Genomic DNA, 22785 nt, shown 5'->3' with positions numbered 1-22785 from the left:
ATTTATTATACCATGTTTCAGATTAAGGCTCGAACCCCTTCTGGCTCAAGAATAGCTCCTCTTCGGAAAAAACTTGCTGAAGTCCTTCATACACTCTGCGATATGCTGCAGGATCATACCAATCTTCCAGTTGCAGCTCTTCATATAGGGAATAAATCCCTAATCTCCGTGTGCGTTTGCCGCCGCTGCCGTCGCCCATAAAATAGTCATCCACACAGACTCTATCCACCAAAGCCCTTAAGGTTGCTGGAAAAGTTGGACTGCTTGGCAGTACTGGCGCTATAGTAGCTTGAATGGGGATGCCAGCTTCACGTAAAAGCTGTAACGTCTTCAGTCTTGCAGCAATGGGAGGAGCGCTTGGTGTGAATTTTTGGCGAATATCTTCTCGGTCTGTTTCTACAGTTATACTTACACGAACCTTATCCTCTAAACGTAATAATAAATCTATATCTCTGCGAACCAGCGGACTACGCGTCTGCACGAATAGGAAATCGGGCGGATCTTGAACCATAACCTCCAGTAAAGATCTCGTCACCTCTTCCTTGTGCTCTACCGGTTGATAGGGATCTGTGCTTGACGACATAAAAATAGAGACGGGACCTTTCGCCTTCGCTTTGTGCAGTTCTTTTTGTAAAATTGCAGCCGCTTCTTGTTTAACATCTACCCACGTCCCCCACTCCTCTTTGCGGAACAGCGAGACAGGCATCTGACGTACATAACAATAGGAACAGCCATAAGTGCAGCCCGTATATGGATTTAAGGAATGACTGTAGCCTGACAGATAACCTGTTCCTTTATTCAGCAAGGTTTTTGGGGAGGTGTAATTGGACTCTATTTTCATATATCTGCTGTATACTCTCCTCTCTCCAACTGAAGTAGCTTGGTCTTCATATCCAAACCACCCCGGTATCCTGTTAATGTCCCATTCTTTCCAATAACCCGGTGGCAGGGCACCGTAATCAGAATCGGATTCGCGCCAATGGCAGTCCCTACCGCGCGTACCGCAGCTGGTTTTTGAATATGTGTAGCAATATCTGAATAGGACCAGGTTTGCCCATATGGAATTTCACATAACGCCTTCCATACCGCAAGCTGAAAAGGAGTTCCCTGATAATCAAAAGGAATGCCGAAGCTCTGCCGGTTCCCTTGCAAATATTCACTAAGCTCCCTCAAATAAGGCGCCATCTTCTCATCGTTCTGCACCAGTTCACTCCCCGGAAAACGACGTCTAACCCATTCGCTTAATTCCTCAAAGGGTTGCTGCTGCGAACCCACATAACTTAACCCCTTCTCAGTGGCTGCAATATAAAAACTCCAATCCTTATCGGTTAATAATGTCCAGTATAGAATAGCATTTTTTTTATTCTCCATGATTCGGTCCCTCCAAATTAAAATCAGAAGCCAACGTTACTTTCTGTTTGTTAAGCTGACGAAACTGTGTGGGCGTATACCCTGTTTTTTTCTTATATAAAGTAATAAAATACGATGTATTGGGCAGACCCACGCGCAATGCAATCTCAGCAACTGCCTGCTCTGTAGTAAGCAAATACTCAGATGCCTTAGCGATTCTCTTTTGCTGTATATAATCCACAGGAGTGATTCCTGTTACTTTCTTAAAGGTTCGATGTAAATGATAAGGACTGCCATGACATACCTCAGCTAACGTTTCAAGGGTGAGGGGGGCCATATAATTATGATCAATGTACTCCGTCATCACAGCTACCCATTCCTTATCAGGAAGACGCTCACCTGTCGGTTTACATCTTTTGCAAGGACGAAATCCGGCTGCCAGCGCTTGTTCAGCATTCTGAAAAACACACGCATTCTCCCGATTGGGTGCTTTGGATTTGCAGGAGGGTCGACAAAAAATTCCTGTAGTCTTCACCGCATAAAAAAATATGTCGTTATAAGCAACATCGTTTTGCAAAATAGCCTGCCATTGCTCCTCAGTCATTTGTTTCTCATCTTCAATCCTGTTCATCGCCTTCACCTCTAATGCAATTATACCCCTGAGCAGGCTCATCTGTACTCAATTTGGAATGGAAAAGCAAGATAGTGAAATCCAAAAGGGTGAGATTGCTCGTAATTACACTTTGTTTAGCGAATACGCACTACCTTTGTCAACCGTGCAGGGAGCCGCTGCTGGACAACGAATATTACTCATAACATGACTACGTGAACTGGAGGAATCGAAATGTATATCTTAAAAACAAAAGATGCCGCAGAGCTGCTGTCAGTTAGTCTAACCACAATTAAACGTTGGGCTGCCATGTTCCCTGATTTTTTTCCAAAAGACCGATTTGGCCATTATGTGTTCTCGGAGCAGCAAATCGACCTGCTCAATCATATTAAAGACCGTATTAATCACGGAGAGGCCTTGGAATGTATACAACTCACACTCACGAATGAGCAGCAAATTTCCACATCACAACAGGAAAATCCACTACAGCACACAGATGCTGAGCCTATGAAGGATATCTTGTCTCGCATCAACAATGTTGAACGTGCACTCGATCAAAAAGCCGATGAAGTAGTATTGATCCAACTGCTCCAGCAGCGTGAGGAGCTTGAGGACCTACGAATAATGATCAAGCAAATCGCGGCATCAATAGAACCGTTGCAAGTGTCTAACGGCAAACCGCTCACCTCTTATGAAAATTCCCAGTCCACTGCCTCTACCAGGCTAACGGCTCCGCCAAGAAAACGCGGCCTGTTACGTTCTTTATTTTTCTTTTAAGCCTGAAATGTAAAAAAAGAACCTACTTCAGACAATCGCGAAGTAGATTCATATAAATTAAAAACATATTTAAGCTCTCCCCCTGTCACCTTAAACGGTGGCGGGGGTTTTCTTTTTCCAAGCAAAAAGCTCACTCCTCCGGAACATCCTACTCTTTATGCAATAAAGCTGCTCCTGCAATTCCCGGGTGTGTCATTTCGTATGGATCCAGAATCAGATTAAGCTCTTCTTCGGTCAGCACATTATATTTAATGCACAATTCCCGTACAGATTCCCCAGTCAAAATCGCCTCTCTAGCGATCCGCGATACCACTTCATACCCCAGATGCGGGTTCACAGCCGTAATGATTCCGACACTCCGCTCCACGTCCCGCTCAAGCTTTTCCTTATTGGCTTCAATCCCAGCCAGACAGAAGTCTGTGAAGACTTGGAAGGAATTGTTCATGATGCTGATGGACTGAATAAGATTGAACACAAGCACTGGCTCCATAACATTCAGCTCCAGTTGACCCGCTTGGGAAGCCAGACAGATCGTATGATCGTTCCCTATAACTTGAAAAGCCACCTGATTAATGACCTCTGCCATAACCGGATTAACTTTGCCCGGCATAATTGAAGATCCAGGCTGGCGTGCAGGCAATGAAATCTCATTAAACCCAGTCCGCGGACCGGAGGCCATCAACCGCAGATCATTAGCGATCTTGGACATGTTCATCATGCACACTTTTAGGGCAGCAGACACTTCTGTATAGGCGTCCGTATTTTGGGTGGCATCGACGAGATGATCTGCCGTTACGAGCGGTAATTCACTGATCTCAGCTAAGTGCTCTACCACCAATTCAATATAACGAGGATCAGCATTTAATCCTGTACCCACTGCTGTTGCTCCCATATTGACTTCATACAAATGATGGCGTGTATGCTCAATACGTTTGATATCTCTTTCAAGCACTCTGCGATAAGCCTCGAATTCTTGACCCAGACGAATCGGCACTGCATCTTGAAGATGTGTCCGCCCCATTTTTATCACAGGATCGAATTCATCCGCTTTTACCGCAAACACATCATGCATTCTGTGCATCGTTACAAGTAGCTGCTCCAGCAGTGAAAGTGTGGCAATATGAATTGCCGTCGGAAACGCATCATTTGTAGACTGCGCCATATTTACATGTGAATTGGGACTTAAGTGACGATAGTCTCCCTTTTCATGGCCAAGCAGTTCTAAGGCACGGTTAGCAATAACCTCATTCGCATTCATATTTAACGAGGTTCCCGCACCACCCTGAATAGGATCTACAATAAATTGTTCATGCCACTGACCCTCGATGATTTCTTCTGCTGCTTTCACTACAACTTCTCCAAGCCCTCGATAGAGACGGCCAACTTCCATATTTGCAAGCGCAGCGGCTTTTTTTACAATCCCCATCGCTTTAATTAACTCTTTGTGAACCCGATAGCCCGTAATAGGAAAGTTCTCGACTGCGCGTAGTGTCTGAATCCCATAATAAGCGTTCTTATCTACCTGTTTACTGCCTAGAAAGTCATTTTCTACACGAAATTCAGTTTCAATCACTGTTATATCCCTCGCATTCATTATGATTAGGTTTATTAGAAAATAAGTAAGCGCAATCATTTCTATCTCACTTAGATATTAACCTTTATTGTGACAAATGTCTCTCAGAAAAATAGGGTTTAATGTAATTAATTACTATTTAGTAACCTAACACCGCTATTCTAAAGGGAAATGTGCTTAGGGAGGATTGAATTACCAAATCGTTAGGTCTAGTTTATCCAGATAAATCGTCGCTCACCCCAATTATAAGTATTTTGGACAAAATCACGTTTACAGATACTTAGGTATCTATTGCGGGCTGTGCAATGGGGCATCACATCCTTTCATGTAGCTCCTTATTAAAGAAGCCGGCCAAAAAGGCCGACTCGGATTACTATTTATCACAGTAATTGTGTTTTTTTATACTGAATAATGATCTAATGAGATCTGAATTCCATTAAGCTGAGCTTGCGGTAATTCTAACTCCCTACTAATACTCAAAACTAAGCTTTCACCATCCATGTTGGTATAATTCGCTGCTAATACCTCTCCCACTTCGAAATTCCTTTCTTTATGAGCCATAGCTGCGGCAAAAGCCTCTAAACCAATAATACCACATTCGGCAGCTTTCTTAATGCCCAATGCTTCAACGATCACACCGCCCGGCATCCCTGCGACGGATACCTCTATGAATCTGGACCGTTCCTGCAGCTGATAAGGGTGAGATAAATAAATAACAAAATACGTCTCACCAACTTGCCCGTACAATGTATACGGCTCTTGTTTCCATTCCCCTTGGGGAAGTACACCTATGATCGTATTCTTCTCACCCTGGGGGATTGGGAATAAAGAAATGATGACATTCTTGTGATAGAGAACCTCCATATAACGGCTTTGATGGCGGGGATCTCCCTCATTGTAGCCTTGTCCCGGGTGGAAGAAATACAGCTGATTTGCGCTTCCCTCTCCACTCACAGGTAACGAAAAAGCCCAGCGAAGCTGCTCATTATCGAATTCCTCAACCCGCTCCCACATCCCGCCTGCTGCAAACTCCTCTGTAATATAAGCATAGGAATGAAGCAAAGGCTGCGGCTGTGGATCCGTTGGGACAACCTTCTGAGTAATCTTCCCTACTTCCACTGGTGTCTGGCGATTCATGGCTGCGGCTAATATTTCATCGGATACTTGATAGAATAATAAACCGGCATACTCAGTGCGCGGCATCCTCTCAGGCAGCTGGAAGTCTCCAAACTGAACATAATCATGAAGTACATTAGCATCGCCGGGAACATCATGCGGCCAGCCTCTAGAATGCGCACCAACCCAAGCACCACGCAGATAGAATTCAGCTCGTACATTCCATAGATGGTCAAGCATTTCTTTAAGGCTTGTAGTAAGCTCCGTATCCTCAGGCAGGACAAGTTCCAACGCGCAGGTGAATGCCTGTACCCAATGCCAAAACCACGGAAGACTGCCGTATTCCGGCATCCCTTTAGTACGAATATAAGTCAGCGTATCCTTCAGACTCTGCCGGCCATCCTCAAGCAATATTTCATCCGCAAACAGGGTGCCAAAAATCAGCTTAGCAGCTGTATATTTAGCTTCATGATGCCCAAAAGTAACCACCGGCTTACGGTAGAAATCACTGCGATAAATATGTCCAAACGCTGTATTCAGAACTATGCGAAGTTGAGCATTTAATGCTCCTCCGTATCTTTTGCAAAAATACGCCAGCAGGCTGCCCATAAGCTCCACTGGTAACTCATGCGGTGACGCATCTCGCGGAACCGGATTCAAACCGAGCGGCCAATGACCGTATAACTCTGTGCCGGGCTGCCGGTTCTGAAGCATTAAAATCTCCAGCAGTACATCCTGTGCTTTCTGTTTCGCTTGCTCACGATCAAAAGGCAGCTCAAAAGAATCATCAACAGCCACTGCAAAAAGATACGAAGCATAATAAAAGTTATTTCGCACATCATCATGGAACCAGAGTCCACTTTCCAATAAAGGGCGTTGCTCTGCTTCCAGTGCTATATTAAAAATAATTTCTTGCTGACGTTCCTTATAAGTACTCTGGATATTTTTCAACCCCGGCATTACTTTTCAACCTCCATCATTTCAGTTTTATATCATCTTCCGTCATTCATGAAAATCGAGCATAATAGCTCTATTGTGCACACTTTTCGTTCATTTTGCAATTGGAAAAACCAATAAATAAACATAAATAAACGAAATAAAAAAGATTAGTACTTGTAAAATGAACATAAATGGACTAAAGTGTACCTATACGAACGATAATATGTACACAAAGGAGATTGAACATTCAATGGAAAGACGTTTCGCATCCCATCCTAATGAAGTAAAACAATTTGACACTGAGCGCCTCCGTAAGGAATTCCACATTCCCGTTATTTTTGCTCCTGATGAGCTAAAGCTTGTCCTAACCCATGAAGATCGTATGATCGTTGGTGGAGCTAATCCTGTAAAAGAAGAGGTTGCGCTAACTACTGACCTTAAAGAACTTGGGGTTACTTATTTCTTGGAACGCCGAGAACTGGGCATCATCAATGTCGGTGGTAAAGGCTCCGTGGTTGTAGATGGCACAGAATATGAAGTGGATTTCAAAGAATGTCTTTATGTAGGTCAAGGTTCTAAAGATGTAGTCTTCAAAAGTGCAGACGCTTCCAAGCCTGCTAAATTCTATTTGAATTCTGCTCCTGCCCATCAGTCCTACCCTACTACCAAAACCACACTGGCCGATTCTGAATCCGGTGCGATGGGTGGTCTGGAGAACTCTAACGAGCGGACAATCCACCGCTTCATTCACACAAATGGTGTGCAAAGTGCCCAACTGGTTATGGGTATGACCCAACTGAAACCAGGCAGCATGTGGAACACCATGCCAGCACATACCCATCCACGCCGGATGGAAGCCTATTTCTATTTTGATCTTCCGGACGATTCCGTTGTGTTCCACCTGATGGGAGAACCTGACGAAACCCGCCATATCGTAATGCATAACGAACAAGCCGTTATTTCTCCAAGCTGGTCCATCCACAGTGGTGTCGGCACTCATAACTATACTTTTATCTGGAGTATGGCTGGCGATAATAAAAGATATGATGATATGGACCCCGTATCCATGAAAGAATTACAATAGAGATAAATCAACTACGGAAAGATGAGGCAGGCGGATGAACCCGATACGACGACACGAGATGATTATGGAAGTTATGCTGAACCAAAAAGATGTAACGGTGAATGAACTGAGCGATAAGCTTCAGGTTACTGGAAAAACAATACGCGAGGATTTAAGCAGGCTGGAGGAACAAGGGCTGATCGTACGTGTACATGGCGGAGCTGTGTTGGCACAAAGCGACCAGTTTGGTATTTTGCCCTCCAAGGATCCGCTGGATAAATACTCTGACGAGAAGACGGAGATTGCCTTGCGTGCGCTTGCTCATATTGAACCGGACGATATTATCGCTCTTGATGGCGGTAGCACTACGCTTGAAATTGCTCGGCGTTTGGACAATATGCCACTAACGGTAGTCACCAATGATGTATACATCATCAGCGAACTGGTTCCCAAAGATAACATCCGTCTGGTCGTTCCCGGTGGTTATCGTGTCCGTAATATGTTGGCTGGTCCTGAAGCCGTCTCCTATGTACAAAAGCTTAATATTCAAAAAGCATTCCTTTCATCGACTGCTATTCATATAGAGCATGGGCTCTCCATTTATACCGGAGATTTAATTGAGTTCAAGCAAGCCCTTGTATCTACAGCCCGTAAGGTATTCGCGGTTGTAGATCATCATAAATTCGGCCATACTGCACTGCGTACCTTTGCTTCCCTACAAGAAGTTGACGTGATTCTGACGGACAAAGGGCTCTCCCCCGAAACGGCAGATCAGTTCCGCAGTGCAGGCGTTACCATTGAATGCGGGTAAACCCGGAATAACAATCCATTTACAATAAAGGGGCGTAATTTATATGTCATCATTATTCAGCTTGGCAGGTAAAACAGCTATTGTAACAGGCGCAGCTCAAGGTCTTGGACAAGGAATCGCGCTTGCATTTGCAGAAGCCGGTGCAGACGTTGCATCTGTCTCCCTTAATTCGAGTGAAGAAACCGTAAATGCAGCAAAAGCTTTTGGAGTAAAAGCAGTTAGTATCGAATCTGACTTAAGTGATCACAGCAAGCTGCAAAGCACTTTTGACCAAGCGCTAGAGCTGACCGGACATGTTGACATTCTCGTAAACTGCGCAGGAATGATCCGCCGTGCACCGGCAAAAGATCATAGTGAAAAAGACTGGTTTGATGTCATCAATTTGAACCTGAACACAGTTTTCCTTCTGTCGCAAATCGCAGGCCGCCACTTCCTGGAAAGAGGATCCGGCAAAATCATTAACATCGCCTCCATGCTCTCCTATCAAGGCGGAATCAATGTCCCTGGTTACACTGCGAGTAAACACGGGGTTGCGGGTCTTACTAAAGCTTTTGCCAATGAATGGGCAGGCTCCGGTTTGAACATCAATGCAATTGCACCAGGCTATATGGCTACTGAAAATACCGCACCAATCCGTGCCGACCAAAGTCGTTCGGACTCTATCTTAGACCGTATCCCTGCAGCACGTTGGGGAACGCCTGATGACGTTAAAGGCCCTGCTGTATTCTTGGCTTCCGCAGCATCTGACTACTTGAACGGTCACGTTCTTAATGTGGATGGCGGATGGATGGCTAGATAATCCATACAAAAATGGGTGTCCCATAGGGGCACCCATTTTTTGTGTGGATATGAAGCACTATCAGACTCAACTGAACAATCTGCACACGCAGCAGCTAAAGAACTCAACTGAACAATCTGCACATGCAGCACCTAAAGGACTCAGCTGACCGATCTGCACACGCAGCAGCTATCAGACTCAGCTGACCGATCTGCACACGCAGCAGCTAAAGGACTCAGCTGACCTTATACACCGTTTTATCCGCTATTTGGATAGCTATCGGACCTCATAGCCGCTATTGGCGCAAAAAACACCAATTATAAGCTCTTTCATGAGCAATAGCGTCGTTGGAGTCCGAAAACCTGCTCAAAAGGCGATAAATTCGCAAATAGGGGCATCTGGGTCCGAAAATCTCAGTATCAGTGGTTGTGGATCGTTCTACATCATTTAAATAAGCTTGCAATGGAATTCACATCAAAATCACTAGTCATTCTAAAGTTTCCCGAACTGTATTTGTCCTTCTTATCAAGATCTGTCACATACAGGAAGTTAGTATCCGTAAGATTCATGCCAAACCTCAAGCTGTTATTTACAATAATACTTATCCAGTAGGTCTCCGTAGATTTGTCCAAAGCACTACTTCTTCTCAATTTTACATCTGAAAAAGCATAAATGATCTTTTCAATTTCCTTCGGATCTTCAATCACTACCTTTTCATCCACTAAAGATTTCTCAATCTCGATTGAGGTGATTTCAGTTTCATCGATTTGATCCAACACTAAATTCTCAAATGAATTATAACTATGGTAGAGATTAATGATTACAGGGATTTCGATTAATAAAAAAATAAGTACGAGAAATACATAACGTTTCTTGATATTCATAATTATGAACACCCTATTTCTACAAACTCCTCTGGATGAGTGCGAATATATTCGCCGATAATTCTATGCGTATTTGGTGTCAGGTTCTTATATCGTTCGAATAACTCACTAATTACTTCTAACAGCTGAGGGTCTCGATCCAAATCCGTGATGGCCGCATCCGCCCACTCTTTACCCAGTCGATGATTTCTTTCCTCGAGAAATGTCTTTGTTTCCTGAAGCAAAAGAATCATGGGTGAATCGTCAAAAAATCGTATGCCTCCTATCACCCCTGTCCAATACCCTGGCAGGTCTTGCATGTAGGAAATCCAAGCATAATATTCCCCTTCGGAATTACAGCTGTGACCATATAGCACTCTGAACATGCATAAGGCTTGTTGCCCCTCTGTGAGCTTCGAGATCACTTCTGATTTGGTCGATGGCGATTTTCCGCGAATCAGCTGAAAGGTAGGCTCCATACAGGCCCATCCTAACCTTTCATCACTTAAAGTGTCCAAGTCTTCCCGCTTCATGGCTAATAAATTCATTTAACTCCTCCTTTGATTAACATCCAAAAATATACATATATTTCTTAACGATGTCAATAAAAATCACTTGGGGACATTAAGCAATTCGATCGTTTTTATGATAGGCTTTAAGCAGTAGATATTTTCACAAAGGAGCTTTTCTATGCATAATGAGATACTTACTATATTTGATGAAGCGGGTCACCGAATCGGTACAGCTCCACGGGCAGAAGTACATCGGTTAGGACATTGGCACGAGACCTTCCACTGCTGGTTTATAAGCAAAACCCAAGAAATCCCCTATATTTATTTACAGCTTCGTAGTGAGCAGAAACAAGATTATGCAGGATTGCTGGACATCACGGCCGCTGGACATTTGCTGACACACGAAACGGTAGAGGACGGGATTCGCGAGGTTCAAGAAGAACTCGGTTTGGAGCTAGCTTTTGATGAACTGATTCCCTTAGGTACGATTCCTTACAGTATGATCAAAGAAAATCTTATCGATAAAGAACGAGCGCATGTTTTTGTTTATAACAATCCTTATCCTCTGGACGATTTTAAGCTGCAAGAAGAAGAGGTCGCAGGAATAGTTATCACAAAGTTTGCCGACTTCCGAAGCTTTTGGCAAGGAGAAATACATAGTCTACAAATCAATGGTTTCAAAGTGGATTCAAACGGACAAAAAATCAACATTCAACAAAGTGTGGATCGGACTCATTTTGTGCCTCATGAAGCAGCCTATTTCACTCGGATCATTGAGGGCATCGAAGCAATAATTCTAACATCACCCATCGTCACGGAGGACATATGATCATTAATCCTCAAACATTTACAGTGAATGGAATCCAATACAGCATTAGATCTGCGGCCTCTCATGATGCTAAAGTGTTATCTGAATTAAGGGTGCGGATCGATGGAGAAACCGAGAATTTAGATCGGGAACCAGGCGAAGCCTTTATTGACGAAAAAGGGTTTGAACAGCTTATTCAAGCCGATTCTGAGAAAAATAATAACCTTTTTCTAGTCGCAGTAGTTGATAATCAAATCGTTGCGTTCTCCAGATGCGAAGGTTATCCCTTAAAAAGATTTGCTCATAAAGTAGAATTTGGAGTATGTGTGCTGCAGGATTATTGGGGATATGGTATTGGAAAAAATCTTCTCGCCGAATCGATTGCCTGGGCTGACACTAATGGTATTCAAAAGATCACCCTAAATGTGCTGGAAACGAACACCAACGCTATTAAGCTATATCAAAAGCTTGGCTTTGAAATTGAAGGGATTTTAAAGAAAGATAAACTTCTATCGGACGGCAAATTGTATAACACCATTATGATGGGAAGAGTTAAGAACTGATTCTATTCAAAAAAAAGGCAGAACCTGAAACTCAGGTCCTGCCTTTTTATTATACTAATGCTTTACGCTTCAACATCGCAAGTCCATTCACCGCTAGATTCAATAGGGCCGGAGCTGAAAGACCTGTTTCCAAGTCTGTGTATTCCGCTCCATCCAGCTCTACCGTTTGCGGACTGCCGCTGAAATTTTGCACAAAAACATAATCACTTTCGCCATCTGTGCGAAGTTGTGCAGTCACACCTGCTGGAAGCTCACTATCCATCGCACGGGTAATTCCTGCCTTAGATGTGATCGCTGCGTATAGCTCAACATAGAACGAAGTGTCTTTCACACGGGTAGCAAGATGGTACGCATTTCCTTCACCAAAACGATTGACTGTAAGCGCTGGACGGCCCGCATAGAAATCGTTGCGATAATGCCCCAAAGCCTCTGCACCTTCCAAATGAATCAGCTCGGCTATCTCATGCGCATCGTAGTCACCGCTTAGCTTAAGTTTATTACCGGCCTCCATCACTAACCCGTTCAGATCACGGCTGTGCAGCCCTTCTGTCTCCTCTGCCCAAATCCCCAGTGTTCTGCGCAGTGGACCAGGGAATCCTCCCAGATGACATAAATCCGTTTCGTTAACTACTCCTGACCAATAGGTTGCGAGGAATGTGCCGCCTTGCTCCACATATTTCTCAATGCGCTTTCCATTCTCTTCACTAATCAGGTATAACATAGGGGCAACAACCAGCTTGTAAGCAGACAGATCATCTCCAGAGCCTATAATATCAACTGGAATGCCCAGCTCCCAAAGTGCACGATAATGCTGTAGCACCGTCTCCTCATAACGTAATCCGGAATTACGGATGCCTTGCGCATCCTTTATCGCCCAGCGGTTGTCCCAATCGAAAATAATCGCCGTCTGCGCCGGAGTGGACGTACCCACTACTTCCGTCATTCCCGCCAGCGTCTTTCCTACTTCCGCTACATCTTGGAATACTCGAGTCTCGGAGTGGCCACTGTGGTCTACAACTGCGCCGTGGAACTTCTCACTTGATCCGCGGCTTTTGCGCCATTGAAAATACTGCACAGAATCCGAACCATGCGCTACCGCTTGCAAGGAAGACAGCTTGTGCATTCCGGGACGTTTCAGCTTACTGACCGATTGCCAGTTCGTAAGGGATGGCGTGCTTTCCATCAGCAGGAACGGTTTCTTTTTAAAAGAGCGCATTAAGTCGTAGTGCATCGCCGTCCATGCTGCCAATCTAGTATCGTCACCGTCTTCGGTATAATGCCAGTCTGGATAAGCGTCCCATGAGACCACATCCAGGATTTTGGCCAGCTCGCGGTAATCAATGCCATCGATCATATGCATATTCGTCGTGATAGGCAGCTCTGGATTGTAAGGACGAACCGTATTGATCTCGTGCTGGCAGAAATCAATTGTCCGTTCACTAACAAAACGCCGCCAGTCAAGATTCAAGCCGTGTACTTGTGTCTCACCATGTGGAGCTGGGGATTCAATCTGTGACCATGAAGTGTAGGTATGGCTCCAAAAAGTAGCCCACCAAGCATGATTCACCTCATCCAAACTGTTATTATATTTCACCTTCAACCATTCTCTAAAAGCATCCTGGCAGAGCTCGCAGTGACACTCCCCACCGAACTCATTCGAAATATGCCAACCGATAATGGCTGGATGCTGGCTGTACCGTTCCGCTAGCTTTGCATTCAGAATTGCAGTTTTCTCCCGGTACACTGGTGAGGTAAAGCAATGGTTATGACGGAAGCCATGCAAATTGTGAACACGGTTACGCTCCACTCTTAAGACTTCTGGATATTTTTGCGACATCCATGCTGGGCGGGCACCACTTGGCGTTGCCAAGATAGCGTAAATCCCATTCTCTGCAAAAGAATCAAGTACACCATCCAACCATTCGAAAGTGAACACACCCTCTTCAGGTTCAAGAGATACCCACGAAAAAATGCCTACGGACATGACATTGCAGCCCGCCAGCTTCATTAATCGGATATCCTCACGCAATACTTCCGGATATTTCAGCCATTGTTCAGGATTATAATCAGCACCGTGCAGCATGACACCAGCTTTTCTGCTTATCGGGGAATGTTTTTTATTCATTGTGTACGATCATCCTCTCAATTCTGCCCATTTATAGAATGGGACTATTCTCTGATGATAGGCTAGAAGCGTAAGCTATCTTATTCAGGAATCATCATTTATACTATTTATAATATAAGAAAATTCATTTCAATCAGTAGGAATATAGTCTCGAAGTGATAGCACAAAATGAAGATGAGGTGATAAACCTGCTACCTTTTTCTCTGATTGAATTACCGCGCGACTCTGGAACGTTGCCCCTATCCCCCTACTCTGTAGGTCGCCATATCCAATTCCATCATGTGCGCCCAGCAGGATTTCCTGTGTATCAAATCTTTTTAATCCGGACCGGAACCGGGTTATTTCGTGATCTGGAAAGTGGCACAGAAATCATACTGGAACCGGGGATGGCTTTTGCCTTCCCGCCCGATCGTGGTCATGAATATTATCCTACCTCTCATGAACCGTGGCATGTTGGCTTTATCGGCTTTCAAGGCAGTCAAGCTCATGGATTGCTGGAAGCGCTTGAACTGCTCCCTTCTGTTCCTTATCGAACGGATCGTTTTGAACAATGCTGGGAAGAAATCGGCCAAATCTGGCATACGGTGAATTCTCCTGCCCCCAATCGGCAGGACGAGATGTGGATGCAAGAGTTGTCTATCACACTCTATAGACTGCTCTTGATGCTGCGCCCTGCCAAGAGTTCAGAAGTCTCCGGTAATCGTCTAGCCTTCGAGTCGGTCCGAAATGAAGCCCTAACTACAGCCGTCGGGCTGATCAACGAACATTACACAGAACCGCTTCTGATCTCCAATCTTGCAGCAGCAGTCGGGTACTCTGTGCAGCATTTCCAGCGTTTATTTGTGCAGGAATATGGGGTCACTCCGCATAAGTATTTGCAGAATCTGCGGCTGGAGCGGGCGCTGCAATTAATGACGGAGGATGTGGAGATCCCCGTTCAAGATATTGCGCTTCAGCTGGGCATGGAGACTAATTATTTTATACGTGTCTTCCGAAAAAACTACGGCTGTACACCCGGAGTAATGAAAATACGTTTGCTACAAGACGAGCAAATGAAGTAACGCTTCCAAGCCTAAAGAAGATATTGTGAAATTAAGCAAATGATAGCTTGTAAATTGGGGGCACCTTAATGAAAACATTATCTGATATTAACTTTAGAGATCCCTATATCCTATCTGTTCCTGAACTTGGTCAATACTATTTATTTGGCACAGATGGCTTAACAGCTTGGAGTGGCGCACCTCACGGCTTCGATGTATATATCAGCTCAGATCTTCAGGAATGGTCCGGACCCATTGCTGCCTTTCGTCCAGATCCTGATTTTTGGGCTGATCATCATTTCTGGGCACCAGAGGTTCATCGCTACAACGGAAAATATTATATGTTCGCTTCTTTTAAAAGACATGGCGTTCCACGGGGGACACAAATATTAAGCGTGGAAACACCTGAGGGTCCTTATCTCCCTATCAGCAATCATCCGATTACCCCTGCTTCTTGGGAGTGCCTTGACGGAACGTTATATGTAGATAAAGAAGACAAACCTTGGATGATCTTTTGCCGTGAATGGATTGAAGTGACGGATGGAGAAATGTATGCCGTTCGGCTGAAGGAGGATTTAAGTGCTACTATTGGCGAATCTATGCTGCTTTTCCAGGCTTCACAAGCTCCTTGGACGGTAGGTGGCAAAGAAGGGCAATACGTAACTAACGGTCCTTTTATGCATCAGACTAGCAGTGGTGAGCTGCTTATGTTGTGGTCTAGCAGTGGAGCTAGTGGTTATGCCATGGGTTTAGCCCGATCCGTCAGCGGTGACATTAGTGGACCTTGGCAACATGATCCTGAGCCTCTTTATGCCAAAGATGGCGGACATGGAATGTTGTTTCGTGATTTGACGGGCAGACTTATGCTGGCCATTCATGCCCCAAATCTCAACCCACAAGAACGGCCGCTGCTTATTGAGGTCCAGGAAAGCTCCAGAACGATTTCGATAAAATCATTGTAATGTAGAACGGAGTAGAACCCTTGGAACAAAAGATTAAGTCTTTATTTAATGACCAGATTGTAAGTGCTGCCTGCACGAAATACGGTATCCCCATAGATGAGCTAAGCTTCATTGGCGGATTTCAAAATTTTGTTTATGAATATCAACTTAGCAATCATCAATATATTCTAAGATTTACTCATAGCTCGCTGCGCAGTATGGAATTGTTAACGGCTGAACTTGAATGGATTCTATACCTGGCTGATCATGGCGTTTCCGTATCAAGACCCGTAGGTTCTCTTCTGGGTAATCTAGTTGAGCAAATAGAGATTGGTGATTCATGCTTTATGGTATCTTCCTTTGAAAAAGCACAAGGGAAACGAATAGGTTACCCAGACTGCCTGAAGGATCTAGACCTCTATGAGCAGTGTGGCATGATCACTGGACAAATGCACAGATTAGCAAAATCTTATAAACCACAGTCCAAAAGACATGCGTGGCATCAGAACTACTACCTGCAGAATGTAACCAGGTTTATTCCTCCATCCCAAAGTGGCGTTTTGGAAAGCTGTAAGGCGCTTATGGATCAGCTAAAGCATCTCGACGCTGATATAAATACCTATGGTCTCATCCATGGGGATATCAATGTAGGCAACTTTTTGGTCGACAATGGCAAGCTGACCTTGTTTGATTTTGATGAAGCTCAGTACAGCTGGTTTGTAGAAGATATCGCCATTCAACTGTATTATCTAGTCTACGTTTACGGGGATGATAGCATGGAGGACAGGCAGCTTCAATGTCAGCGTTTTATGGAGCATTTTCTAAAAGGCTACGTTAAAGAGAACAGGATTTCAGAAAATGAGCTGAAGCTAATTCCTCTTTTTCTTCGATTAAGAGAGATTATTGTTTATACAGGGATGTACCGGAGTTTTGATATGTCTAACCTAGATGATTGGACCAAAGATTATTTAACGCAGAGTAAGGCGAGAATCGAGAATAGCGTATCCATCATTGAATCTTATTTCTGAACAAACATCCAAAGCGTTTCATATGAATTGTCTCTCTTACAAAACCCACAGCTATCACTGTGGGTTTTGTGTTCTTTAAACAAGTCCATTTTTGCTTGTAAGAGGTTGATATGCCGTTACTCTATCCTAACTTGGACATATCGTATTATGAGACTTTTCCCAAAAATGCATATGAGGGGTTGGTTAAATGAGTGCTGTACCTCACAACAAAGCGAAGCAACAAGGTGTTTCCATTATTACCTGTACCAATCGCCATAATTATTTAAACAACCTACTCCAAAATTTCAGCAGACAAAGATATGCAAATAAAGAACTTATCATTATTATCAATAATAATAAAATTCCACTTCCCCCCTACCAAACCTTAGCTAAAAAACACAAAAATATTAAGATATATCGTAAACCTGAACAGCAATCCCTCGGTTCATGCTTAAACTATGCCGTAACAAAATGCAAATATCATACCATCGCCAAATTTGATGACGACGATTATTATGCCCCTTATTATTTGACGGAAAGTATTCTGACCTTAAAAAGAACTAAAGCTGATATCCTAGGAAAACGGGCTCACTATATGTATTTACTAGGTTCAAAGACTTTGATTCTTCGTTTCGCAAATGATGAACACCGAATGGTTACCCATCTCCCTGGCGCTACGCTCGTCTTCAAACGAAAAGTATTCGATCATGTGAAATTTCCTAATAAAAACGTAGGTGAAGATGATCTCTTTTGCAGCAGAAGCAAAAAGAAAGGTTATAAGGTTTATTCTGCAAGTAAAAATAACTTCGTTGCCATACGTAGAAAAAACTCTTCAAAACATACATGGATCATCAGTGATAGTACACTAATAGCTAACCATAAGATCATCCGGAATATTAAAAACTACAGGAATTTTGTTGGACGCCGTCCAAAGATTTCGTTATGAAATTAACTGCTGAATCTACTTCATCTGCTGTGTCTATTCTAACTTGTACAAAACGAATGGATTGTATTAAAACAATATTTGATAACTATCAACGACAGAATTTCAAATCTAAAGAGCTTATCGTGATCATTAATAATGATAGCTTGAAAATAGAAGACTATATACATGCTGCAAAAAAACATAAAAACGTACGGATCTATAAACTACCAGAATATCGTTCACTGGGGTTTTGTCTGAATTTTGGTGTGCACTTAGCGAATTATAGTTGTATCGCTAAATTTGATGACGACGATTATTACTCTGCCAACTATTTAACGGATAGTATGAACATCCTCCATAAAACTAAAGCTGATATCGTTGGAAAACGAGCTCACTATATGTATTTAACTGATAAGAAGCTACTTTTGCTTCGTTATCTTCATATGGAAAATAAACAGGTAACCAATGTTCAGGGTGCGACCCTACTCGTAAAACGAAATGTCTTCCAGCAGATTTCCTTTCCAGATTGGAATAAAGGTGAATGCGTTAAGTTTTGTGCGGATTGTGCTGCACAGGGCTTTAAGATCTATGCAGGAAATAAGTATAACTTCGCTGCGATTCGTAGAAAAAACTCCAAAGATCACACTTGGGTCGTTAGCGACAAGAAACTTCTAGCTCAAAATGTTAAAGTTCTAAACGTGAAAAACTTCAAAAAATACGTAACGCGAGGCTGATTTAATCAATCTAATTCTACCAGCTATGCATTAATAACCCTATAAAAAGACTGGACAGCAATATAGCTAAGCGGCTATTCGCATCCAGTCTTTCATATTTTTAAAAAGTATAATCGTAAAATTTCTCTGCATTCCTTAAGCTGGACCATACATCAGAGCTTTCACCGCCTATATACCAATAAGCTACTCCAGCAAGTTTTTTAGTAACCGCTAAGTTGTATTTTGTTATTAATGAACGCCCATCCTCAATCCAGATCGTATGTTTTATAGCTTGTTTCGAGTAGCCCGCGACATATTGTCCCAGCGAAGGATTCCACACGGGTCTCGATGCATAGCTGCTGATAATCTGATTTTGCTCCGGAAGCGTAATATATTGAGAGGATAAAACCGTCCCCTTCTGGTTCAATGTCCAATCCCGATTATATAAGGGCAATGCCAATATAACTTTTTGACTAGGTACAACTTTTAGGATTGTATTCACAGCCTTTTGATCATAAGAAAGCGAGGCATTGGACCCCGGAACTTGACTCCCGTCATAATGCTCATCATAACCCATCATCACCATATAATTCACTTGCTTGCCTAGGGCAGCATAGTCAAAAGCTTCTGTCCAGTCCGTTCCAAGATCAGGAGATACATCCATCGACAGGATAACATCGAGCGAATGCATTTTCTCGGCTAATAAAGTAATAAACGAAGTCAAATACACACGATCTTCGGCCGCTACATTTTCAAAATCTATATTTAGTCCATCTAATCCATATTTACTCACTAAAGCAGCTAACTGATTAACTGCCGTATTCCTTGCGGTTGTACTCAACAGCATCTGATGCGTCGCTTCTTGATCCGATCGATTGCCAACCATCGCCCAGACTTGCTTTTTATTCTTTTTTGCCCAAGTTACCAGCGAGGCATCTGTCGAATCCGTTACTGCCCCTGTTTTTCCAACATAATACCAACGTGGTGATAATGTATTGACGTTCGATTGCAGAACATGATTCTCAAATTGTGCCGTCGTGAGACCATACTGCCAGCCTATAACAATACGTTTGTCCGGACTACTTTCCAGCTCTGCCGCCCAGCTTGTATGTTGCAGCACCCGATCCATCAGCACTGCCGTCTCTTGCCTGGTTATCGGGTCAGTGGGCCGAAAATTCCCGCTATTATCGCCTTTCATTAATCCGCGATCATTAACCTTAGCAACAGCAGCACTTGCCCAGCTAGCAATTTGTTGCCGATCCTTAAAATTAGTTTGTGCGGCAGTTGCAGTGTTTGTTTGCTTTAGAGCTTTGGCTATCCACACAGCCGCTTCCTGCCGAGTGACTGCTTTTGCGGGTGCAAAAGTAGTTGCCGAAGTGCCGTTTGCCAGTTCAAGCTGAACCGCGGCTTGGATCCAGCCGTAATACCAAGCGCTTTTGGCTACGTCGGTATAAGGAGATACCGGACTCAACGCTGGATCAAGCTTCAACAGTCGATCAAGAACTGTTATAAATTCAGCTCTAGTAATCGATTGAGTAGGTGAAAATTTAGTATTCGAGGTGCCAGTTAATATATTCCGGTTATATAAATCTATGATTTCTTTTTTTGCATAACTAGTGTTTATATCCTCAAAAGGAACCCCGTTATCGGCCGATATATGCTGAATAAATACTCCGGCGGCTAGCACGACAGCGAAGGTTATTATAGTAAATCTAGCAAATATATTTTTCACGGGTTAAGAGATTCCCCCTTGGTTATCAATCTTTGAATTATACCAAGGATACAATCAATAAACATCGCTAAAATATTGGTAGAGTACGATAGGATCAGCTCTTCGGATTACGCAAAAAGAGACTAAGAACCACACCACACAGCGCCAAGCCCAATGAAACTAGGAACGTGTCGTGGAATCCTGCAACCATAGCCGCTGAGGGTAGTTTCTGATTCCCTTGACTCATATGTGTAGCTATATTGGAAGTCAATAAGCCCGACATTATAGCGACAGCAAAGGAACCCACAATTTGTTGCGCAGAGGCAGTAAGTGGGGTAACACGGCTGATCAGATCCTTCGGAGCGGCTTTAAGCACATGTGTACCGAGCTGCATAGTAGTTAATCCTTGGCCAAGTCCCATAATGGCAAAATAACTGATCATAACGTATACACTTGTATCATTTTGTAAACGTGACAAGAGAAAGAGTCCGGTGGACAGCAGCACAAGTCCAGAGAACACAACGGGCCGAGCTCCAAACTTATCAAATAACTTTCCTCCAATAATCATGCCAGCAAAGGATATTAATGCTTGGGGAATTACTAAAAGCCCCGATTCAAAGGAAGAAAAACCTCTGACCTGCTGCAAAAAAATTGGAATTAACAGAATCGAACCAAATAAGGCGAACTGATTAATCCAGGTCAAAATCATACCTTTACTAAATTCTAGAGATCGAAAAGAGCGAAGTTCCAATAACGGTTCTTTTTGGCGCAATTCCACGAAAATAAACAAGGCTAAAGCAATGAAGCTGAACGCAAGAGATATAATCGTTATACGATCCCCCCAGCCATCTACTCCCCCTCTATGCACCCCAAATACCAAGCTGGAGAAGGCGAGCGGTGATAAAATCACACCCCAAATATCCAATTTAGCTTTATTCCCCTTCTCTATTACCGGAAGATATTTCACTCCAACAATCATTGCAATAATGCCAATGGGAACATTAATCAGAAAAATCCAGTGCCAGCTGGCATATTCCAACAGCCATCCTGACAGTACAGGACCAAGAACAGGCGCAATTAACATCGGTAGTCCAAGCAATCCCATGATTGAACCTCTTTTATCGGGAGGTGCGATTTTGAATGACATAGCCATACCAATTGGGGCAATCATCCCTCCGCCTAATCCCTGCAAAATACGAAAGATTATCAGCTCTGTTGTGGATTGTGCCATTGAGCATAATAAAGAACCTATGGTAAACAATACGATCGAAGCTAAAAAAACACGTTTGGCAGTAAATTTATCCGAGAACCAACCGGCCAATGGGATAATTACGGATAAAGCCAGCGTATAACCCGTAATGGCCCACTGTATTGTTTTTAGGCTGGCATCAAAGGTTTTTTCAAGCTGCGGGATCGCTACATTCATAATTGTACTGTCGAGCATAACCAGTAGCATTCCTGTTATAAGTGCCAGTATTACGGGAAGTATTGCTTTTATAGAAAATTCTTTGGTGACTGGTTGGGATTGTTCCACTTGAAGATTACTCATGGGTCTATACACATCCTTTTTGATTTTTACTAATAAAATTGCTAACTGCTGCCTCCTTTTTTTAAAAATCGCACCTTTAAACTAACAGCGTAAGATTAATATAGCACCCGTTTATTCACTTGTAAATATAAATATCTAACAGTGTAAGATAAAGCAGTAATCTAACGATGGTAGACCAGCCATTCATCTTCGCTTATGATAAAGAAAGACAGTAACAGGAGGTCGTTTCGATGAGAATCAAAAATCTGCAAATCACTGAACAAGATATAATAAAAGCTTCTTGGGTGCTGTTGGATGATATCGGCATAGAGGCATTTAGTATGCGTAAATTAGCAGAACTACTAAAAATACAAGCCGCCTCTCTGTATTGGCATTTTAAGAGTAAACAGAGCATTTTCCAGACGCTTGCTAATGAGGTCGCCAAAGAAGCCCTCGAAACTGCGAATCTCGAAGGTACTTGGCAAGAACAGTTATTTAATTTTGTGGACCGAATTCGTGGGGTTTTACATAAGTATCCTTGCTCGGCTCAGCTGATGATGAGAACCTTGCCTTCTGAACCTAATTATCTATCTTTACTGAATACTTTGCTTCAGATCGTGGATCATCTTCCTTTAAGCGATAGTGATAAATTCTCCTTAATTGCATGCGTGTTAAATTATGTGATCTCTTTCGAATTGGACAAATATGAGCAGGATCGAATTGACTTAGCCATGAAAAATGAACCTAATGGAGATGCTAGAGTGGTTTTCAAACAATCGCTTGAGCACTTATCCGGGGATGGACCTAATGTTATAAAACGAATGTACGAAAACAATATTTTTAATGAAATTGGCTCCGATAAGATGTTCTATACAGGTCTAAAAATAATGGTGGGCGGAATTGAACAGTTAGCTAATGAGCGACAAGAACAACAAGAACAACAAGTGCGACGGTAGAACTTAGGGATTTTTCACGAAAATAAATCTTGCACATAAAAAGGGCATCCCAGCAGCCAATTTCGGCTTTTGGAAT

General features: G+C 43.1%; 23 protein-coding genes. 13 read left to right on the top strand and 10 right to left on the bottom strand.

Annotated elements, in window-relative coordinates:
- Positions 1 to 22: 22 nt before the first annotated feature.
- Genes MHH63_RS09610 through MHH63_RS09600 form a run of 3 tightly spaced genes read right to left on the bottom strand, consistent with a single transcriptional unit; the run spans position 23 to position 1981 of the window.
- The gene (locus MHH63_RS09610; protein ID WP_076301595.1) at positions 23 to 841 is read right to left on the bottom strand and encodes an SPL family radical SAM protein; all 819 of its coding nucleotides are present in this window, start codon (positions 839 to 841) and stop codon (positions 23 to 25) included.
- Positions 838 to 1371: a methylated-DNA--[protein]-cysteine S-methyltransferase gene (locus MHH63_RS09605; protein ID WP_076301596.1), complete on the bottom strand. Its 534-nt coding sequence runs from the start codon at positions 1369 to 1371 to the stop codon at positions 838 to 840. Before MHH63_RS09605 ends, MHH63_RS09610 begins: the two co-directional genes overlap by 4 nt.
- Positions 1361 to 1981, bottom strand: coding sequence for a bifunctional transcriptional activator/DNA repair enzyme AdaA (locus MHH63_RS09600; protein ID WP_341171436.1), 621 nt, complete (start codon positions 1979 to 1981; stop codon positions 1361 to 1363). The genes MHH63_RS09605 and MHH63_RS09600 overlap by 11 nt, the downstream gene beginning before the upstream one ends.
- 58 nt (positions 1982 to 2039) lie before the next feature.
- Between MHH63_RS09600 and MHH63_RS09595 the strand changes: the two genes are divergently transcribed.
- Positions 2040 to 2171, top strand: coding sequence for a hypothetical protein (locus MHH63_RS09595; protein WP_256716016.1), 132 nt, complete (start codon positions 2040 to 2042; stop codon positions 2169 to 2171).
- A gap of 23 nt (positions 2172 to 2194) precedes the next feature.
- Positions 2195 to 2737, top strand: coding sequence for a MerR family transcriptional regulator (locus MHH63_RS09590; RefSeq protein WP_341171435.1), 543 nt, complete (start codon positions 2195 to 2197; stop codon positions 2735 to 2737).
- Positions 2738 to 2885: 148 nt separating this feature from the next.
- Here MHH63_RS09590 and aspA read toward each other — a convergent pair whose 3' ends face one another.
- Both aspA and MHH63_RS09580 read right to left on the bottom strand, forming a co-directional pair.
- Complete coding sequence (gene aspA, locus MHH63_RS09585) at positions 2886 to 4310, bottom strand: aspartate ammonia-lyase (protein ID WP_036689072.1); 1425 nt, start codon at positions 4308 to 4310, stop codon at positions 2886 to 2888.
- Between the two features lie 399 nt (positions 4311 to 4709).
- The gene (locus MHH63_RS09580; protein WP_341143227.1) at positions 4710 to 6386 is read right to left on the bottom strand and encodes a hypothetical protein; all 1677 of its coding nucleotides are present in this window, start codon (positions 6384 to 6386) and stop codon (positions 4710 to 4712) included.
- Between the two features lie 229 nt (positions 6387 to 6615).
- On the opposite strand from MHH63_RS09580, the gene kduI reads away from it, so the two are divergent.
- From kduI to kduD, 3 genes are read left to right on the top strand one after another with little or no spacing between them, the layout of a single operon-like run.
- A complete protein-coding gene (gene kduI / locus MHH63_RS09575; protein WP_036688322.1) occupies positions 6616 to 7449 on the top strand; it encodes a 5-dehydro-4-deoxy-D-glucuronate isomerase in 834 nt (277 codons plus the stop codon).
- A 34-nt stretch (positions 7450 to 7483) separates the two neighbouring features.
- Positions 7484 to 8239 (top strand): DeoR/GlpR family DNA-binding transcription regulator, encoded by a 756-nt coding sequence (locus MHH63_RS09570; RefSeq protein WP_076129821.1) that lies wholly within the window; start codon positions 7484 to 7486, stop codon positions 8237 to 8239.
- Between the two features lie 43 nt (positions 8240 to 8282).
- Positions 8283 to 9038 (top strand): 2-dehydro-3-deoxy-D-gluconate 5-dehydrogenase KduD, encoded by a 756-nt coding sequence (gene kduD / locus MHH63_RS09565; RefSeq protein ID WP_036688326.1) that lies wholly within the window; start codon positions 8283 to 8285, stop codon positions 9036 to 9038.
- A 422-nt stretch (positions 9039 to 9460) separates the two neighbouring features.
- Here the strand turns inward: kduD and MHH63_RS09560 are convergent, their stop codons facing one another.
- Both MHH63_RS09560 and MHH63_RS09555 read right to left on the bottom strand, forming a co-directional pair.
- Positions 9461 to 9901, bottom strand: a complete 441-nt coding sequence (locus MHH63_RS09560) for a hypothetical protein (protein WP_076307739.1) — start codon at positions 9899 to 9901, stop codon at positions 9461 to 9463.
- A gap of 2 nt (positions 9902 to 9903) precedes the next feature.
- On the bottom strand, positions 9904 to 10428 hold the full coding sequence (locus tag MHH63_RS09555) for a hypothetical protein (RefSeq protein WP_076307738.1): 525 nt from the start codon (positions 10426 to 10428) through the stop codon (positions 9904 to 9906).
- A 142-nt stretch (positions 10429 to 10570) separates the two neighbouring features.
- Between MHH63_RS09555 and MHH63_RS09550 the strand changes: the two genes are divergently transcribed.
- On the top strand, positions 10571 to 11221 hold the full coding sequence (locus MHH63_RS09550) for an NUDIX hydrolase (RefSeq protein WP_076190947.1): 651 nt from the start codon (positions 10571 to 10573) through the stop codon (positions 11219 to 11221).
- Entirely contained in the window at positions 11218 to 11763 is a 546-nt protein-coding gene (locus tag MHH63_RS09545; RefSeq protein WP_076129818.1) for a GNAT family N-acetyltransferase, read from the top strand. Before MHH63_RS09550 ends, MHH63_RS09545 begins: the two co-directional genes overlap by 4 nt.
- Before the next feature lie 49 nt (positions 11764 to 11812).
- Here MHH63_RS09545 and MHH63_RS09540 read toward each other — a convergent pair whose 3' ends face one another.
- Positions 11813 to 13888: a beta-galactosidase gene (locus MHH63_RS09540; protein ID WP_339187517.1), complete on the bottom strand. Its 2076-nt coding sequence runs from the start codon at positions 13886 to 13888 to the stop codon at positions 11813 to 11815.
- 155 nt (positions 13889 to 14043) lie between these two features.
- Here MHH63_RS09540 and MHH63_RS09535 point away from each other — a divergent pair, with 155 nt between their 5' ends.
- The 5 genes from MHH63_RS09535 to MHH63_RS09515 all read left to right on the top strand — a co-directional run bounded on the left by MHH63_RS09535 (position 14044) and on the right by MHH63_RS09515 (position 18535).
- Positions 14044 to 14949: a helix-turn-helix transcriptional regulator gene (locus tag MHH63_RS09535; RefSeq protein WP_254847677.1), complete on the top strand. Its 906-nt coding sequence runs from the start codon at positions 14044 to 14046 to the stop codon at positions 14947 to 14949.
- Positions 14950 to 15017: 68 nt separating this feature from the next.
- On the top strand, positions 15018 to 15890 hold the full coding sequence (locus MHH63_RS09530) for a glycoside hydrolase family 43 protein (RefSeq protein WP_341171434.1): 873 nt from the start codon (positions 15018 to 15020) through the stop codon (positions 15888 to 15890).
- Between the two features lie 20 nt (positions 15891 to 15910).
- On the top strand, positions 15911 to 16897 hold the full coding sequence (locus tag MHH63_RS09525) for a phosphotransferase enzyme family protein (RefSeq protein WP_341143228.1): 987 nt from the start codon (positions 15911 to 15913) through the stop codon (positions 16895 to 16897).
- A gap of 187 nt (positions 16898 to 17084) precedes the next feature.
- Positions 17085 to 17822: a glycosyltransferase gene (locus MHH63_RS09520; RefSeq protein WP_076190936.1), complete on the top strand. Its 738-nt coding sequence runs from the start codon at positions 17085 to 17087 to the stop codon at positions 17820 to 17822.
- A complete protein-coding gene (locus tag MHH63_RS09515) occupies positions 17819 to 18535 on the top strand; it encodes a glycosyltransferase family 2 protein (RefSeq protein ID WP_076190933.1) in 717 nt (238 codons plus the stop codon). The genes MHH63_RS09520 and MHH63_RS09515 overlap by 4 nt, the downstream gene beginning before the upstream one ends.
- A gap of 100 nt (positions 18536 to 18635) precedes the next feature.
- Here the strand turns inward: MHH63_RS09515 and MHH63_RS09510 are convergent, their stop codons facing one another.
- Positions 18636 to 20246: an S-layer homology domain-containing protein gene (locus tag MHH63_RS09510; RefSeq protein WP_341171433.1), complete on the bottom strand. Its 1611-nt coding sequence runs from the start codon at positions 20244 to 20246 to the stop codon at positions 18636 to 18638.
- A 94-nt stretch (positions 20247 to 20340) separates the two neighbouring features.
- Positions 20341 to 21774 carry an MDR family MFS transporter gene (locus tag MHH63_RS09505; protein WP_339243897.1) on the bottom strand — a complete coding sequence of 478 codons (1434 nt, stop codon included), beginning with the start codon at positions 21772 to 21774 and terminating at the stop codon, positions 20341 to 20343.
- Between the two features lie 230 nt (positions 21775 to 22004).
- Between MHH63_RS09505 and MHH63_RS09500 the strand changes: the two genes are divergently transcribed.
- The gene (locus MHH63_RS09500) at positions 22005 to 22709 is read left to right on the top strand and encodes a TetR/AcrR family transcriptional regulator (RefSeq protein ID WP_076304461.1); all 705 of its coding nucleotides are present in this window, start codon (positions 22005 to 22007) and stop codon (positions 22707 to 22709) included.
- Positions 22710 to 22785: the final 76 nt, after the last annotated feature.

This window comes from Paenibacillus sp. FSL H3-0310 (genome assembly GCF_038002785.1).
In the GTDB taxonomy this organism is placed as follows: Bacteria; Bacillota; Bacilli; order Paenibacillales; family Paenibacillaceae; genus Paenibacillus_AQ; species Paenibacillus_AQ odorifer.
This window is presented reverse-complemented; position numbering and strand designations above follow the sequence as displayed.

Bases quoted from the DNA above. Each gene is read 5' to 3' on its own strand.
- MHH63_RS09610 (WP_076301595.1), bottom strand. From the start codon at position 841: ATGAAAATAGAGTCCAATTACACCTCCCCAAAAACCTTGCTGAATAAA.
- MHH63_RS09605 (WP_076301596.1), bottom strand. From the start codon at position 1,371: ATGGAGAATAAAAAAAATGCTATTCTATACTGGACATTATTAACCGAT.
- MHH63_RS09600 (WP_341171436.1), bottom strand. From the start codon at position 1,981: ATGAACAGGATTGAAGATGAGAAACAAATGACTGAGGAGCAATGGCAG.
- MHH63_RS09595 (WP_256716016.1), top strand. From the start codon at position 2,040: ATGGAAAAGCAAGATAGTGAAATCCAAAAGGGTGAGATTGCTCGTAAT.
- MHH63_RS09590 (WP_341171435.1), top strand. From the start codon at position 2,195: ATGTATATCTTAAAAACAAAAGATGCCGCAGAGCTGCTGTCAGTTAGT.
- MHH63_RS09580 (WP_341143227.1), bottom strand. From the start codon at position 6,386: ATGCCGGGGTTGAAAAATATCCAGAGTACTTATAAGGAACGTCAGCAA.
- kduI (WP_036688322.1), top strand. From the start codon at position 6,616: ATGGAAAGACGTTTCGCATCCCATCCTAATGAAGTAAAACAATTTGAC.
- MHH63_RS09570 (WP_076129821.1), top strand. From the start codon at position 7,484: ATGAACCCGATACGACGACACGAGATGATTATGGAAGTTATGCTGAAC.
- kduD (WP_036688326.1), top strand. From the start codon at position 8,283: ATGTCATCATTATTCAGCTTGGCAGGTAAAACAGCTATTGTAACAGGC.
- MHH63_RS09560 (WP_076307739.1), bottom strand. From the start codon at position 9,901: ATGAATATCAAGAAACGTTATGTATTTCTCGTACTTATTTTTTTATTA.
- MHH63_RS09555 (WP_076307738.1), bottom strand. From the start codon at position 10,428: ATGAATTTATTAGCCATGAAGCGGGAAGACTTGGACACTTTAAGTGAT.
- MHH63_RS09550 (WP_076190947.1), top strand. From the start codon at position 10,571: ATGCATAATGAGATACTTACTATATTTGATGAAGCGGGTCACCGAATC.
- MHH63_RS09545 (WP_076129818.1), top strand. From the start codon at position 11,218: ATGATCATTAATCCTCAAACATTTACAGTGAATGGAATCCAATACAGC.
- MHH63_RS09540 (WP_339187517.1), bottom strand. From the start codon at position 13,888: ATGAATAAAAAACATTCCCCGATAAGCAGAAAAGCTGGTGTCATGCTG.
- MHH63_RS09530 (WP_341171434.1), top strand. From the start codon at position 15,018: ATGAAAACATTATCTGATATTAACTTTAGAGATCCCTATATCCTATCT.
- MHH63_RS09520 (WP_076190936.1), top strand. From the start codon at position 17,085: ATGAGTGCTGTACCTCACAACAAAGCGAAGCAACAAGGTGTTTCCATT.
- MHH63_RS09515 (WP_076190933.1), top strand. From the start codon at position 17,819: ATGAAATTAACTGCTGAATCTACTTCATCTGCTGTGTCTATTCTAACT.
- MHH63_RS09505 (WP_339243897.1), bottom strand. From the start codon at position 21,774: ATGAGTAATCTTCAAGTGGAACAATCCCAACCAGTCACCAAAGAATTT.
- MHH63_RS09500 (WP_076304461.1), top strand. From the start codon at position 22,005: ATGAGAATCAAAAATCTGCAAATCACTGAACAAGATATAATAAAAGCT.